Source organism: Cellulomonas marina (assembly GCF_900111925.1).
Classification (GTDB): domain Bacteria; phylum Actinomycetota; class Actinomycetes; order Actinomycetales; family Cellulomonadaceae; genus Cellulomonas; species Cellulomonas marina.
This window is the reverse complement of sequence record NZ_FOKA01000023.1, coordinates 1-14432: the sequence shown is the minus strand read 5'-3', so window position 1 is coordinate 14432 and position 14432 is coordinate 1. Positions and strand designations below refer to the sequence as shown.

Genomic DNA, 14432 nt, shown 5'->3' with positions numbered 1-14432 from the left:
CGCCACCAGGCGGCCGGACCGGCCGCCGCGGCGCCTGACGAGGGGGACGGATGGCCGGCGGACTCGCGGCGCTCCTGGACGACATCGCCGCGCTCGCCAAGCTGGCGGCGGCCTCGGTCGACGACGTGGGTGCGGCCGCGGGCCGGGCCAGCGCGAAGGCGGCGGGCGTCGTCATCGACGACACGGCCGTCACGCCGCGCTACGTCAGCGGCTTCACGCCGGACCGCGAGCTGCCCATCATCCGGCGCATCGCGCTGGGGTCGCTGCGCAACAAGCTGCTGTTCATCCTCCCGGCCGCCCTGGTGCTCAGCCAGTTCGTGCCGTGGCTGCTCACGCCGATCCTCATGCTCGGCGGCACGTACCTCGCCTTCGAGGGCGCGGAGAAGGTCTGGGAGCTCGTCAGCGGGCACGCGGAGGAGCACACGACGACCCCGGCTGCGGCGCAGGACGCGCCCACCGAGAAGACGATGGTGTCCGGCGCCATCCGCACGGACTTCATTCTCTCGGCGGAGATCATGGTCATCGCGCTCGACGAGGTGACCGACGAGCCCCTCGTGTCGCGGGCGCTCATCCTCGTCGTGGTGGCCCTGGCCATCACGATCCTGGTCTACGGCGTCGTGGCGCTCATCGTGAAGATGGACGACATCGGCCTGCGCCTGGCGCGCACCGGCAACGGCGCGACGGCCGCGACCGGGCGGTTCCTCGTCGCGGCGATGCCGAAGGTGCTCTCCGTCCTGTCCAGCGTCGGCATCGTCGCCATGCTGTGGGTCGGCGGGCACATCCTCCTGGTCGGGGTCGACGAGCTCGGGTGGCACGGGCTGTACGACCTCGTGCACCACGCCGAGGAGGCCGTCGCCGGCGTGCCGGGCGTGGGTGGCTTCCTGGCCTGGCTCGTCGACACGCTGGCCTCGGCGCTGGTGGGGCTCGTCGTCGGCGCGGTCGTCGTCGCCGTCATCCACCTGCTGCCGCGCCGCCGCGAGGCCGCCGCGCACTGAGCCCGACGGGCACGGAGTCCGCCGGGCGCGGAGTCCGCCGGGCGCGGAGTCCGCCGGGCGCGGAGTCCGCCGGGCGCGGAGTCCGCCGGGCGCGGAGTCCGCCGGGCGCGGAGTCCGCCGGGCGCTCGCCGTCGTCCGGTCAGCGCGACCGGCGCCCCCGCCACCACCAGCCGAGGGCGGTGCCGAGCAGCAGGGTCGCCACCGGGGTGAGGGCTGTGCCGAGCCACAGGCGCCAGGGACGCGGGGAGAACACCGCCTCGGAGAGCGGCGCGTACGCCGTCCAGCCGAACGAGGCCGCGTAGGTGGGCCGGCAGAGCAGCCAGAGCCCGAGCGCGAGCAGCAGCGCCCCGACGAGCGCCAGGGCGAGCGGTGCGCGGGCGGTGCGTCGTCCTCGTCCGTCCGGCTGGGCGGGTCGGCTGGCAGTCATGGGCGGACGCTGGCGCACGTAGCCTGACCGCGTCAAGGAGCGCGCGCTGCCGGTGCCTATGCTCGTCGCCGACCGCCGCCGGGCGACCTGCGCGGACGTGCCGACTCCGCCCCGGCGGACCCCCGAGAGGACCGGACCCACGCTCGAGCACCTGCTCCCGTCCCTGGACGCCTCCACCCTCGTCCTCCTGCTGCTGGCCGCGCTGGCGGCGGGGTGGGTCGACGCCGTCGTCGGCGGGGGCGGGCTGGTGCAGCTGCCGGTGCTGCTGCTGACGCCCGGGGTGTCGCCGGTCCAGGCGCTCGCGACGAACAAGCTCGCCGGCGCGATGGGCACGGCCGTCAGCGCGCTGACCTACTACCGGCGCGTGCAGCCGTCGCTGCGCACGGCGCTGCCCATGGCCGGTGTCGCCGCGCTGGGGGCCGGGCTCGGGGCGCTGTCGGCCACGGCCGTGCCGCCCGGCGTGCTGCAGCCGGTGGTGCTCGTCGCGCTCGTCGTCGTCGGGGTGTACACCGCCGTGCGGCCGGCGCTGGGGGAGACGACCCGGCTGCGGTTCAGCGGGCACCGGCACCTGCTGGCCGCGGCCGGCACGGGCGCCGTCATCGGCTGGTACGACGGCATCGCCGGGCCCGGCACGGGGGCGTTCCTCGTGTTCACGCTCGTCGGGCTGCTGGGCTACGGCTTCCTGGAGGCGAGCGCGACCGCCAAGATCGTCAACCTCGCGACGAACCTCGGCGCACTGCTCGTCTTCGCGCTGCACGGGTCGGTGCTGTGGTGGCTCGGGGCCTCCATGGGCGTCGCCAACCTCGTCGGCGGGTACCTCGGGGCGCGCACCGCCGTGCGCGGCGGCAGCCGGCTCGTGCGGGTCGTGTTCCTCGTGGTGGTCGCCGTGCTCGTCGCCCGGCTCGGGTGGGACGTGCTGTCCGGCTGACGCCGGTCAGGCGCACGCCCTGGTGGGCGAGACCTCGTCGTGATCGCGCTGCTCCGGGAGCACGGCGACCTCCGCGGCGACGGCCTCCGGCGTCACGTCGGCCGACGTCGGCTCGCCGTGGACGGCGACCGGAGGCTCCGACGGGGCAGTGCTCGTCGGGATGCTCGTCGGGATGCTCGCCGAGGTGCTCGTCGAGGTGCTGATCGCGGCGCCCGCCGTCGTGCCCGCCGTCGTGCCGCGCAGCGCGTGCACGGTCGCCGGGACGAGCAGGACGAACGCCGCCAGCCACGCCAGGGGGTTGCCCCACACGACGCCGGGGTACCCGAAGGCGCCCCCGAGCACCACGGCGGCGCCGACTCGGCAGCCGAGCTCGAGCACCCCGGTGACGGTCGGGACCACGGTGTGGCCGAGTCCCTGGAGGGCTCCGCGGAGGACGAAGAGGGCGCCGAGGACCACGTAGCAGGCGCCGTTGACGGCGAGCAGGAACGCCGCCATCCCGACGACCGTCTCCTCGCCCGACCCGACGAACAGCCGCACCAGCGGTGCGCCGCCCAGCACGACGACCAGCCCGATGACGAGGGAGCCGACCACGCCCAGGACGAGGGCCTGCTGCGTCCCGGCCCGCACGCGGTCCGGCCGGCCGGCGCCGTGGTTCTGCGCGACGAACATCGACACGGCCAGGCCGAGCGAGGCGAGCAGCGCGACCGCCAGGTTGTCGACGCGCATGCCGGTCGTCCAGGCCGCCACCGCGTCCGGCCCCAGCTCGTTGAGGCGCACCTGCACGGCCAGGAAGCCGATCGCGATGATGGAGGCCTGGAACCCCATGGGCAGGCCGAGCCGCAGGTGCAGGGCCAGCTCCCCACGGGTCAGCCGCCAGTCCTCGCGGCGCACGTGCAGCGCCGGGACGTGGCGCCGCACGTGCCGCAGGCACAGCGCGACGGAGGCGCCCTGGGCGACGACGGTCGCCAGCGCCGCACCGCCCACGCCCATGCCGAGCACCGGCACCGCGACCACGACGAGCACGATGTTGAGCGCGCAGCTCACCACGAGGTACACGAGCGGGGTGCGGGAGTCGCCGAGCGCGCGCAGCACCGCGGACAGCAGGTTGAACGCCATCGTCGCGCCCGCGCCGAGGAAGCTCACGACGGCGAACGTCGTCGCCTGCGGGACGAGCTCCTCGGGCGTGTGCAGCAGGCGCAGCGCGGGCGCGGCCAGCAGCGGTGCGGCCACCGTGAGCAGGAGGGACACCGCGGCGGTCAGGACCGTGCCGGCGGCCACGGACCGCCGCACCGCCCGCGCGTCGCCGGCGCCGACGGCCTGCGCCGTCGGGATGGCGAAGCCCGTGGTCATGCCCCAGGCGAACCCGATGAGCAGGAAGAGGAAGGAGCCGGTGGCGCCGACGGCGGCGAGCGCCTCGACGGCCAGCACGCGGCCGACGACCACGGCGTCGGCGACCTGGTAGAGCTGCTGGACGACGTTGCCGACGAGCAGGGGGACGGCGAAGAGGAGGATGACACGCCAGGGACGGCCGGCGGTGAGGACCTGGGGCATGACTGAGGGGCTCCGCAGCGGGAGGAGGAGGGATGTGGCGAGAGGTGTGACGGTGGTGGCGGGTCGCGTGCTCGGTCGTGCCGGTCGCTCCAGCACGACTATCGAATCGATACGACCGGGGGATTGGTCAACTCGAACGACTGTGACCTGTGCCACATCTGTCCCTCGCGGTGCCCGTCGCCGTGACGCCGGTGGCCGTCGTGCCCGCGTCGACCGGGGGCAGCGGTGAGGACGCCGGCCGTCGGCCCGGTGCCCGTGCCGGTCGCACCGCGGCTGCGGGACCGGCCGAGCATCCTGCACATGGACGCCGACGCGTTCTTCGCCAGCGTGGAGCAGCTGCAGAAGCCGAGCCTCGCGGGGAAGCCGGTGCTGGTGGGCGGGGTCGGCGGCCGCGGGGTGGTCGCAGCGGCCTCCTACGAGGCGCGTGCCTACGGCGTGCGCTCCGCGATGCCCATGGCCCGCGCGCGCCGGCTCTGCCCGACGGCGGCCGTGCTCGTCCCGCGGTTCGACGCGTACAGCGCGTTCTCCGCTGTGCTCATGGGCGTGCTCCGCGAGCACGCGACCCGGGTGCAGCCGCTGAGCATCGACGAGGCCTTCGCCGACCTCGACGCGGGACCGGTCGAGGGGGAGGACGGAGCCCCCGCCCTCGTGCGGCCGCCGGTGGACCTGCGGGCGACGGCCGAGCACGTGCGCGCCGAGGTGGCCCGCCGGTGCGGGCTCCCGGTGACCATCGGGATGGCGCGCTCGAAGCTCGTGGCGAAGCTGGCCTCCGACGCGGCCAAGCCCGCCGGGCTGCTGGTGGTTCCGCCGGAGGACGAGGACGGCTTCCTCCTGCCGCTGCCGGTGCGGGCGCTGTGGGGTGTCGGGCCGGCGACGGCCGCGGCGCTGGACAGGGTGGGCGTGCGCACCGTCGCCGACCTGCGCGCGCAGCGCCTCGACGTCCTCGTCGAGCTGACCGGGCAGGCGCAGGGGACGCTCCTGCACGCGATGGCGCGCGGGTGGGACGACCGGCCGGTGGAGGTCACGCGCGAGGTGAAGTCCGTCGGCGCCGAGCGGACCTTCGCCGCCGACGTCGTGGGCCGCGCGGAGGTCCGGGGCGCGCTGGAACGCGTGCTGCCCGCCGCCCTCGGCCGGCTCCACCGCTCCGGGGCCGCTGCGCGGACGGTCGTGGTCAAGGTCCGGCTCGCCGACTTCACCACGCTCACCCGCTCGACGACGCTGCCCCACCCCACGTCCGACGAGGGGCCGCTGCGGACCGCGGCGCTCGCGGCGCTGGAGGCCGCGGAGGTCGCCGCGCCGGTGCGCCTGCTCGGGGTGAGCTTCCACGGCCTGTCCGAGCACGCCCAGCTCACGCTCGCGCTCGACGAGGAGCCGACGGGCGAGGGGGCCACGACGGGGATGTCGTCGGACGACGAGGAACCGGACGGCGCCGACGAGGCGAGCGCCCCGACCGCCGACGGGCCGGTCCTCGCCACCCCGCACAACACGTCACCCGGGATGGACGTCGAGCACCCCGAGCACGGGCGCGGCTGGGTCGTCGCCGTGCGGCCGCGGCACATCGCCGTCCGCTTCGAGACGGCGGCCACCGGCCGCGGCCCGCAACGCGTGCTGCCCGTGCCCGACGAGCCCCTATGGCTCGTCGGCGCGCTCGGCCCGGACGGGCAGCCGGCGCAGCAGGCCCGCTGACCAGCACCACTCCGACGAGCGACCCGCCGACGGATCCGTGCCTCCGGTCCTGCGCCGCAGGACGCGTCAGCGACCCCGCCCCTCCCGCTCGTCCCGGGCCGCGAGCTGCTCGCGCCAGTTGGCGGGCACGCGCCCGGCCGGCCCGGGCACCGGCTGGTCGACCGGGCGGCTCGTCGGGGGAGCGAGGTCCGGCCCCGCGAACGCACGGCCCCGCTCGTAGTCCCAGAACCAGTCCTCGCCCGGCTCGTAGCTCTGCATGACCGGGTGCCGCTCGGCGTGGGCGTGCGCGGTGGCGTGCCGGTGCAGCGAGTCGTCGCAGCACCCCACGTGCCCGCAGGCCGCGCACCGGCGCAGGTGCACCCACCAGCTCCCGTCCCGCTCGCACTCCACGCACCCGGGCCCCGACGGCGGCACGTCGAGGTCGATGCCGGGCAGGTCGGTGGTCATCGTCGCCTCCAGGTCGAGCAGGTCGAGCAGGTCAGCGGTCGGTCAGCGGTTGCGGATCCAGGCCAGCGGCGCGCCGGACTCCGGCACCCACCCCTGCGGCGGGTCCTCGCCGACCCGCCCGTCCACGGCCTCGCGCAGCAGGTCCGCGTGGCCCGTGTGCCGGCCGTACTCCTCGAGGAGGTCGAAGAGCAGGCGGCGCAGGCTGAGGTGGCCCCGTTCGTCCCCCAGGGAGGCGACCGTGTCGAGGCCACCGTCGGCGAGCACGGCGTCCAGCCGCTCGCGGGACCGGGCGACGGCGTCGTCCCACGTCGCGTAGAGCGTCTCGGGGCTGTCGTCGCCCGCGGCGAGGATCTCCGTGCCGTTGTCGCCCCACGACTGGAAGTCCCACTGCTGCCCGGGGTGCGTCCCGTGCAGCTTCCACGTGAAGGTCAGGTCCTCCACGGCGGCGAGGTGCTTGAGCAGCCCGCCGAGGGAGAGCTGCGAAGGAGCCACGCGCTGCGCCAGCCCCGCGGCGTCGAGCCCGTCGGCCTTCCACCGGAACGTGGTGCGCATCCGGTCGACCGCGGCGGTCAGGTGCGCGAGCTCGTCCCCCGCTGCGGGCGGTTCCCACGGCATGTCGTCGTCGGCCATGCACCGACCGTAGGGCCGGCGTCCGACACGGCGGAAGGGTGCCGGGACCCGGGGAGCACGACGGGCGGCACCCCGAGGGGTACCGCCCGTCGCTGCGCACCGGCAGACGCCTCACGGCGCGAGGCCGCTCGTAGCGGCTGTGGTTGAGCCCGGGGGTCATGAACCGGTGCGCACGGTCCACAACCGGCGCATCCCGCGACGTGTTCCCCGATCCGGGGACGAGTTTCCGAGCGACCCTCACCGCGCCACCTCACCGGGGACGGACGTCGCCTGTGCGCTCGACGAGCGCGAGACGTAACGAGCCGCGCGACCGGGCGAAACACGCCCCGCCGATGCTGGGTCGCGATGAGCCGGACCGCCACGAGGACCCACTGCCCGTACTGCTCCCTGCAGTGCGGGATGGTCCTGCACGCCGGCGACCGGCCGGCGGAGCTGCAGCCCGACGAGACGTTCCCCGTCAACCGCGGTGGGCTGTGCTCGAAGGGCTGGACCGCCGCCGAGCTGCTCGACCACCCGGAGCGCCTGCTCGCGCCGCTGGTCCGCGCGGTGCCCGGCGACCGCTCGTCGCGCCTGGTGCCGACGACGTGGGAGGACGCGTACGACCGCATCGCGGCCGCCGTGCGGACCACCCAGGCCGTGCACGGCCCGGACGCCGTGGGCGTCTTCGGCGGCGGCGGGCTGACGAACGAGAAGGCCTACGCGCTGGGCAAGTTCGCCCGGGTCGCGCTCGGCACGTCGGCGATCGACTACAACGGCCGGTTCTGCATGAGCAGCGCGGCGACGGCCGCCAACCGCGCCTTCGGCATCGACCGGGGGCTGCCCTTCCCGCTCGAGGACGTGGCCGCCGCCGACGTGCTCCTCGTCGTCGGGAGCAACGCCGCGGCCACGATGCCGCCGGCCATGCAGTGGGTCGACGCCGGCCGTGAGCGCGGCGCGCTGCACGTCGTCGTGGACCCGCGGCGGACGGCCACCGCCAAGGGCGCGAGCCTGCACCTGCAGCCCGTGCCCGGCACGGACCTGGCGCTGGCGCTGGGGCTGCTGCACGTGGTGGTGAAGGACCGCCTCGTCGACGAGGAGTACGTCGCGGCGCGGACCAGCGGGTTCGAGGCGGTCCGCGCGTCGGTGGCGTCCTTCTGGCCGGACCGGGTCGAGCGCATCACGGGCGTGGCGGTCGCCGACCTGCGACGGGTGGCGCACGCGTTGGCCGAGGCGCCGGCCGCGATGGTCCTCACCGCGCGGGGTGCCGAGCAGCACGCCGCCGGCACCGACACCGCCACGGCGTTCATCCACCTCGCGCTCGCGCTCGGCCTGCCGGGCCGCCCCGGCTCCGGCTACGGCACGCTCACCGGCCAGGGCAACGGCCAGGGCGGGCGCGAGCACGGCCAGAAGGCCGACCAGCTGCCGGGCTACCGCCGGCTCGACGACCCGACGGCCCGCGCGCACGTCGCCGGCGTGTGGGGCGTCGACCCCGACTCCCTGCCTGGCCCGGGCCGCAGCGCCTACGAGATGCTCGACCGGCTGGGCCGGGACGACGGCGTCCGCGGCCTGCTGGTGATGGCCTCCAACATCGCGGTGTCGGCGCCGCGCGGCACGCACGTCGTCGAGCGCCTGAAGGCCCTGGACTTCCTGGCCGTCAGCGACCTGTTCCTCTCCGAGACCGCGGCGCTCGCGGACGTCGTCCTCCCCACCGCCCAGTGGGCGGAGGAGGAGGGGACGATGACGAACCTCGAGGGCCGCGTCATCCACCGCCGCAAGGCGATCGACCCGCCGGCCGGCGTCCGCGACGACCTGGCGACGATGCACGAGCTCGCGACCCGCCTCGGTCAGGGGGACAAGTTCCCGACGGACCCGCGGACCGTGTTCGACGAGCTGCGGCAGGCCAGTGCGGGCGGCACGGCCGACTACGCGGGCATCACCTACGAGCGCCTCGACGCCGAGGACGGCGTGTTCTGGCCCTGCCCGTCGGAGGACCACCCGGGCACGCCGCGGCTGTTCGCCGAACGGTTCGCGACGCCGGACGGGCGCGCGCGGTGCGTGCCGGTGACGTGGCAGGAGCGCGTGGAGCCGACGGGCGGCGCCTACCCCTACGTCCTCACGACCGGCCGGCTCATGGAGCAGTACCAGTCCGGCGCGCAGACCCGTCGCGTCCGGCAGCTGTCCCTCGCCCAGCCCGAGCCGCGCGCCGAGCTGCACCCCGACCTCGCCCGCCGCCACGGCGTCGGGGACGACGACCACGTCCGGCTCACCACCCGCCGCGGCAGCGCGGTCTTCCGCGTGCGGCTGACCGACGAGATCCGGCCCGACACGGTCTTCGTCCCCTTCCACTGGGGCGGGGGCGGCCCGGGCGCCGGCCACGCCAACGCGCTGACCGACGACCGGCTCGACCCGCTGTCGCGGATGCCGGCCTTCAAGGCCTGCGCGGTGGCGGTGGCCCGCGCCGACGAGCCCGTGCCGCCCCCGCCCGCGACGACCCTCGTCGCCCCGACCAGCGCCCTCGCGTCCATCCGCACGTCCGCCACCTCCGCCCGCCGACCTGACAGGGGAACCGCCGTGCCCTCCACCCCCCGATTTCTGCAGACCATCGCCCCGTTCACGGGCAAGGGCCTGGACCAGCCCGTGCCGTTCAGCCCGGCGCTGGTGTACGAGGTGCCGGACGGCGCCGTCGCGCAGACCGTCTACTTCCGGGGCGGCAACAGCTCCGACGAGCTGGCCTGCGTCGTGCTGCTGCGCGACGGGGAGCCCATGCGGTACTTCCCCGTCGGCGCCAAGGCCGACACGCACGTGCCGCTGCGCGTCGTGGAGAACCTCGAGGCCGGCACGGTCGTCGAGCTGCAGGTGTCCGCCCCGGACGGTGCGAGCGGCGTGCTCGTCGTCGACCTCGGCCTGGTCGAGGTCTGAGCGTGGGCGCGCACGCGGTCGGTCCGAAGCGGCGCCTCGTCGTCGTCGGGAACGGCATGGCCGGGGCCCGCACGGTCGAGGAGGTGCTGGCCCGCGGTGGGGCGGACCAGTTCGACATCACGATGTACGGGGAGGAGCCGTACGGGAACTACAACCGCATCATGCTGTCCAACGTCCTGCAGGGCTTGGACGACGAGGCGGACATCTTCCTCAACACGGTCGCCTGGTACGCGGAGAACGGCATCGACCTGCGCGCCGGCGTGCGGGTGGCGCGGATCGACCCGTTCGCGCACGTCGTGGTCGACGGGGCCGGCGGGGTGCAGCCGTACGACCAGCTCGTCATCGCCACGGGCTCGGTGCCGTTCGTCCCGGAGATCACGCACCTGCGCGACCCCCGGCGCGGCTTCCACCAGGCCGTCTTCACGTTCCGCACGCTCGACGACACGCGCCGGATGATCGCCTACGCCCGCGACCACGAGCGCGCGGTCGTCATCGGCGGCGGCCTGCTGGGCCTCGAGGCGGCGGCCGGGCTGCAGAGCCACGGCATGCAGGTCACCGTGGTGCACGGCCCGGGGCATCTCATGAACGCCCAGCTCGACGAGGCCGCGGGCCGCATCCTGCAGCGCAGCATCGAGAAGCTGGGCATCGAGGTCGTCTGCGGCGGGCGCACGACCGCCGTGCGCGGCCGGGAGCAGATCGAGGGCATCGAGCTCAAGGACGGGCGCTTCCTGCCGTGCGACATGGTGGTGCTGGCGGCGGGCATCCGGCCGAACACCGAGATCGCGCAGATGTCGGGCCTCACGGTCGAGCGCGGCATCGTCGTCGACGACCAGCTCCGCACGGTCGAGTCCGACGACGTGTTCGCGGTCGGGGAGTGCGTGCAGCACCGCGGCGAGACGTACGGCCTCGTCGCCCCGCTGTGGGAGCAGGCCAAGGTCATCGCCGACGTGCTGACCGGGGCGGACCCCGCCGCGGCGTACCACGGCTCCCGCACGGCGACGAAGCTCAAGGTCGCCGGCGTGGACGTCGCGTCGATGGGTGTCGTCGCCCCGCAGCGTGAGACGGACGAGCACATCGTGTTCTCCGAGCCGAAGAAGGGCGTGCACAAGTCGCTGGTGGTGCGCGACGGCCGGCTCATCGGCGCGACGCTGCTCGGCGACGTGCGCAAGACGGCGTTCCTCGTGCAGGCCTTCGACCGCGGCATGGCGCTGCCGGAAGAGCGCGTGCAGATGCTCTTCGACATCGGTGCCCCGCCGGACGAGGTGTCGGTCGCGGAGCTGTCCGACGAGGCCGCCGTCTGCAACTGCAACGGCGTGTCCAAGGGGGACATCTGCGGGGCGGTCCACGGTGGGTGCAAGACCGTCGGGTCCGTCATGGACAAGACCCGTGCCGGCAAGGGCTGCGGGTCCTGCAAGGGGCTGGTGGCGCAGATCGTCGAGTGGGCCGCCGGCGGCAAGGTCGAGGAGGACCCCTCGGCGTCCTGGTACGTGCCAGGCATCCCGATGACCAAGCCCGAGCTCGTCGCCGCCATCAAGGAACGGCACCTGACGTCCGTGTCGGCGGTGTTCGCGGCGCTCGCGCCGGAGGGCGCCGACGACGCGAGGTCGAAGATGGCGCTGACCTCGCTGCTGCGCGTGGTCTGGCCGCACGACCACGTCGACGAGCGCGACGCCCGGTTCGTCAACGACCGGGTGCACGCCAACATCCAGCGCGACGGGACGTTCTCGGTGGTGCCGCAGATGAAGGGCGGCGTCACCACGCCGGACCAGCTGCGCCGCATCGCCGACGTCGCCGACAAGTACCAGGTCCCGCTGGTCAAGGTCACCGGCGGCCAGCGCATCGACCTGCTCGGCATCCGCAAGGAGGACCTGCCGAAGGTCTGGGGCGACCTGGGCATGCCGTCGGGCTACGCGTACGGCAAGAGCTTCCGCACCGTGAAGACGTGCGTCGGCACGGAGTTCTGCCGGTTCGGGCTCGACGACTCCACCGGCCTCGGGATCGACCTGGAGAGCCGGTACCAGGGCCTGGAGAGCCCGGCGAAGATGAAGCTCGCCGTGTCCGGCTGCCCCCGCAACTGCGCGGAGTCACTCGTCAAGGACGTGGGCGTCGTCGCGATCGGCGAGGGTCGCTGGGAGGTCTACGTCGGCGGGGCCGCCGGCGCGCACATCCGCAAGGGGGACCTGCTGGCGACCGTCGACTCCCGCGAGGAGGTGCTGACCCTGGCCGGGCGGTTCATGCAGTACTACCGCGAGAACGCGCACTGGCTGGAGCGGACGTACACCTTCGTCCCCCGGGTCGGCCTGGAGGAGCTGAAGGCGATCCTCGTCGACGACCGCGACGGCCTGGCCGCCGGGCTCGACGAGCGGGTGCAGGAGTCGGTGGACGCCTACGTCGACCCGTGGCAGGAGGGGGCCAGCCCGGTGGAGCCGGGCCAGTTCCGGACGTCCTTGCCGCTGTCGGTGCTGCCGCAGGTGCCGGTCCGGTGAGCGCGGAGGAGGCGGTGGTGTCGGAGGCGACGCCGGACGGCGTGGTGCGTGGGCTGCCGGCGACGAGGGTCGCCCGGGTGGCGGACCTGCCGCCGGGCGAGGGCCGTGCGTTCGCCGTCGCCGGCGAGCAGGTCGCGGTGTTCCGGCTGCGCACGGGCGCCCTGCACGCGGTGTCGGCGGTGTGCCCGCACCGCGGCGGCCCGATCGCGGACGGCCAGACCGATGCGCGCGTGGTGATGTGCCCGCTGCACGGGAACACCTTCGAGCTGGCGACGGGCGCCTGCCTGACGGGTCAGCGCCCGCTGTCGGTGTTCCCGGTGGCGGAGGAGGACGGCTGGGTGGTCGTCGGCGGCTGACCGTCTTCTGCACGACCGGAGGCGTCTGATCGCACGTCGTCTACGGCAAGCTGTCCACCATGGTCGACAGCGGGTCGAGGCGCGCGTGGCTGCTGATGGCCGCCGGGGACGACCGTGGCCACGGGGGGAACGACGGTTACGACGACCAGATCGACGCGTACTACTCGTGGGACAGCAACGTCCCTAACCATCGGAATCTGGCGGTCGGAGATCCGATCGCGTTGTGGGACAAGCATCGTCTGCTCGGTGTGTCGGTGATCGAGGAGATCGAGACGGCACCGGGGACGAAGCTGCTCAGCCGCTGCCCGACGTGCCGCACGACGAGGATCAGCGAGCGCAGGAGCCGGACACCGCGATTCCGCTGCATGAAGTGCAAGGACGAGTTCCCCGAGGCGCTCCCTGACCTCGTGCGGGTGACCGAGTACCGCGCGCGGTACGACGCCGCGTGGACGTCGTTGGAGGGCGCGCTCGACGAGACGGAGCTCCGGCTCCTCGCCGTGAACACCGGGGACATAATGCCATGCGACCTCTGCACTGGGCCGGCTTGACGGCCGCACTTGCTGCGCGCGGTGCGGTGCGCGCCGTCGATCGGCTGGTTGCGCGTGCCGACCTGAGCCTCTCGATCCCTCCCGCAGGGTCCTTCAGGGTGGAGTTCGCGCCACCACAGGGACACGGCAGGGCGCTCGTGCGTGTGCGGCGTGGCCAGCGGCAGTTCCGCGAGCACCTGCTGGCCGAGCAAGGGCAGGTCTGCGCGTTCTCAGGACCTGCCCCGGAACGCGTCCTCGAAGCGGGCCACCTCTACAGCTACGCACAGCTGGGCACGCACCTCCGGCACGGCGGGCTCATGCTCCGGCGCGACATCCACCGCCTCTTCGACGACGGGATGCTCTCCGTCTCTCCCTCGCGCTTGTCCGTGGACGTCGCGCCCGAACTCGCCCGCTACCCGCAGTACGGCCGACTGCACGGGCAGGAGCTGCACCTGCGCCTCAGGTCGGAACAGGTCGACTGGCTGGCTCAGCACTGGCAGGAGCATCGCGCTACGCCGATGTGAGGTCGACGACGGTCCTCGCCCGGCTCGTCATCGGACCGACGTCTGCGCGGCTCAGGGCAGGAGATCCAGGTACTTCTTGCGCGCAGGCATCGCATGGATCACGAGAGCGTCGTGATCACCGAGGATCAGCACCACCGTCTCGAGGAGTCGGGCCCGCGTGTCGAACCCGAGCCGCAGCTCCCGCAGGGGCTCGCCGTCACCGCTGATCGGCTCGATCCACATCGGCCATTGCGCCGCCTGGATCGCGTCCTCAGCAGAGACGCCGTGCTTGAGGGCGCTGCGGTGCACCCTCATGCGGCGAAGTGGGAGAGGGCCGCTCTGATCGCCTCGGACCTGGTCATGTGGTTCTTGGCGGCCGCAGCGTCCAGCGCCTCCAGCTCTTCGGCGGTGAGCCGGACGGCCACCACCTGCATGGGCTCCGCACCGCGGCCGGGGCGGCCACGTCGACGGCGAATCAGGGCATCGACGTCGTAACCGGCCTCGGCCTCATCCGCCCATCTCTGGATCTGCTCGTCGTCAACCACGCCGGTAGCGTATGACGAAATCACGATGAGATCGAGACCTTCGCGCCGCGCACAGCGCTCGACGACCAGTGCACGACGTCGTCCCACGAACCCATCGACTCGTGGACGGAGCGGCCGGTGGTGCGGCAGTGGCGTCCCGCAGAGTGGTGTGCGAGCCCGGCCCTGGTGAGGGCGTCGTCGTAGACGTGTAGGCGGTCACCGCGTGATTCTTCGAGAGACCTACCAAGTCGACTCGAGAGAAGGACCCGCGATGACCGCTGGACCCAGTCTGGACCCTGCCCGCTTCTTGCACGAGCACCTGGCCACCGCCAGCCCCGATCTGCTGCGTGAGCTGCTCGGCGTCTTCATCGACACTCTGATGGGTGCTGAGGCGGACGCGATCTGCGGCGCCGAGTACGGTGCCCGCAGCACCGAGCGGGTCAACACCCGCAACGGCTACCGGCATCGGGACTT

The 14432-nt window shown here is 74.0% G+C and carries 15 protein-coding genes; 9 read left to right on the top strand and 6 right to left on the bottom strand.

Going from position 1 to position 14432, the window contains the following annotated elements:
• The first annotated feature begins 50 nt into the window (after positions 1–50).
• On the top strand, positions 51–995 hold the full coding sequence (locus tag BM048_RS17170; protein ID WP_090035151.1) for a DUF808 domain-containing protein: 945 nt from the start codon (positions 51–53) through the stop codon (positions 993–995).
• A 139-nt stretch (positions 996–1134) separates the two neighbouring features.
• Here the strand turns inward: BM048_RS17170 and BM048_RS17165 are convergent, their stop codons facing one another.
• Positions 1135–1422: a hypothetical protein gene (locus BM048_RS17165; protein WP_090035148.1), complete on the bottom strand. Its 288-nt coding sequence runs from the start codon at positions 1420–1422 to the stop codon at positions 1135–1137.
• A gap of 151 nt (positions 1423–1573) precedes the next feature.
• Between BM048_RS17165 and BM048_RS17160 the strand changes: the two genes are divergently transcribed.
• Positions 1574–2350, top strand: coding sequence for a sulfite exporter TauE/SafE family protein (locus BM048_RS17160; RefSeq protein WP_239079067.1), 777 nt, complete (start codon positions 1574–1576; stop codon positions 2348–2350).
• Between the two features lie 6 nt (positions 2351–2356).
• Here BM048_RS17160 and BM048_RS17155 read toward each other — a convergent pair whose 3' ends face one another.
• Positions 2357–3901, bottom strand: a complete 1545-nt coding sequence (locus BM048_RS17155; protein ID WP_090035144.1) for an MATE family efflux transporter — start codon at positions 3899–3901, stop codon at positions 2357–2359.
• A gap of 225 nt (positions 3902–4126) precedes the next feature.
• Between BM048_RS17155 and BM048_RS17150 the strand changes: the two genes are divergently transcribed.
• Positions 4127–5587: a DNA polymerase IV gene (locus BM048_RS17150; protein WP_342351384.1), complete on the top strand. Its 1461-nt coding sequence runs from the start codon at positions 4127–4129 to the stop codon at positions 5585–5587.
• Between the two features lie 66 nt (positions 5588–5653).
• Here BM048_RS17150 and BM048_RS17145 read toward each other — a convergent pair whose 3' ends face one another.
• Positions 5654–6034: a UBP-type zinc finger domain-containing protein gene (locus tag BM048_RS17145; protein WP_090035138.1), complete on the bottom strand. Its 381-nt coding sequence runs from the start codon at positions 6032–6034 to the stop codon at positions 5654–5656.
• 42 nt (positions 6035–6076) lie between these two features.
• Positions 6077–6664, bottom strand: coding sequence for a mycothiol transferase (locus BM048_RS17140; RefSeq protein ID WP_090035135.1), 588 nt, complete (start codon positions 6662–6664; stop codon positions 6077–6079).
• 345 nt (positions 6665–7009) lie between these two features.
• On the opposite strand from BM048_RS17140, the gene BM048_RS17135 reads away from it, so the two are divergent.
• The 5 genes from BM048_RS17135 to BM048_RS17115 all read left to right on the top strand — a co-directional run bounded on the left by BM048_RS17135 (position 7010) and on the right by BM048_RS17115 (position 13455).
• Positions 7010–9562: a molybdopterin oxidoreductase family protein gene (locus BM048_RS17135; protein WP_090035132.1), complete on the top strand. Its 2553-nt coding sequence runs from the start codon at positions 7010–7012 to the stop codon at positions 9560–9562.
• Positions 9563–9564: 2 nt separating this feature from the next.
• Entirely contained in the window at positions 9565–12048 is a 2484-nt protein-coding gene (gene nirB / locus BM048_RS17130) for a nitrite reductase large subunit NirB (RefSeq protein ID WP_275407361.1), read from the top strand.
• Complete coding sequence (locus BM048_RS17125) at positions 12045–12404, top strand: Rieske (2Fe-2S) protein (protein ID WP_373308476.1); 360 nt, start codon at positions 12045–12047, stop codon at positions 12402–12404. The genes nirB and BM048_RS17125 overlap by 4 nt, the downstream gene beginning before the upstream one ends.
• 59 nt (positions 12405–12463) lie before the next feature.
• Entirely contained in the window at positions 12464–12952 is a 489-nt protein-coding gene (locus BM048_RS17120; RefSeq protein ID WP_090035131.1) for a hypothetical protein, read from the top strand.
• Between the two features lie 98 nt (positions 12953–13050).
• Positions 13051–13455, top strand: a complete 405-nt coding sequence (locus BM048_RS17115; RefSeq protein WP_139224528.1) for an HNH endonuclease signature motif containing protein — start codon at positions 13051–13053, stop codon at positions 13453–13455.
• A gap of 51 nt (positions 13456–13506) precedes the next feature.
• Here the strand turns inward: BM048_RS17115 and BM048_RS17110 are convergent, their stop codons facing one another.
• Together BM048_RS17110 and BM048_RS17105 are read right to left on the bottom strand one after the other, a co-directional pair.
• Positions 13507–13749: a toxin gene (locus tag BM048_RS17110; RefSeq protein WP_090035126.1), complete on the bottom strand. Its 243-nt coding sequence runs from the start codon at positions 13747–13749 to the stop codon at positions 13507–13509.
• Entirely contained in the window at positions 13746–13979 is a 234-nt protein-coding gene (locus BM048_RS17105; protein WP_175499614.1) for a ribbon-helix-helix protein, CopG family, read from the bottom strand. The genes BM048_RS17110 and BM048_RS17105 overlap by 4 nt, the downstream gene beginning before the upstream one ends.
• 250 nt (positions 13980–14229) lie before the next feature.
• Here BM048_RS17105 and BM048_RS17100 point away from each other — a divergent pair.
• A partial coding sequence (locus BM048_RS17100) for a transposase (RefSeq protein ID WP_175499613.1) occupies positions 14230–14432 on the top strand: 203 nt, incomplete at its 3' end.

Excerpts from the sequence above, each read along its gene's own strand:
- BM048_RS17140 (WP_090035135.1), bottom strand. The coding sequence starts at position 6,664 with ATGGCCGACGACGACATGCCGTGGGAACCGCCCGCAGCGGGGGACGAG.
- BM048_RS17165 (WP_090035148.1), bottom strand. The coding sequence starts at position 1,422 with ATGACTGCCAGCCGACCCGCCCAGCCGGACGGACGAGGACGACGCACC.
- BM048_RS17110 (WP_090035126.1), bottom strand. The coding sequence starts at position 13,749 with ATGAGGGTGCACCGCAGCGCCCTCAAGCACGGCGTCTCTGCTGAGGAC.
- BM048_RS17170 (WP_090035151.1), top strand. The coding sequence starts at position 51 with ATGGCCGGCGGACTCGCGGCGCTCCTGGACGACATCGCCGCGCTCGCC.
- BM048_RS17120 (WP_090035131.1), top strand. The coding sequence starts at position 12,464 with ATGGTCGACAGCGGGTCGAGGCGCGCGTGGCTGCTGATGGCCGCCGGG.
- BM048_RS17155 (WP_090035144.1), bottom strand. The coding sequence starts at position 3,901 with ATGCCCCAGGTCCTCACCGCCGGCCGTCCCTGGCGTGTCATCCTCCTC.
- BM048_RS17135 (WP_090035132.1), top strand. The coding sequence starts at position 7,010 with ATGAGCCGGACCGCCACGAGGACCCACTGCCCGTACTGCTCCCTGCAG.
- BM048_RS17145 (WP_090035138.1), bottom strand. The coding sequence starts at position 6,034 with ATGACCACCGACCTGCCCGGCATCGACCTCGACGTGCCGCCGTCGGGG.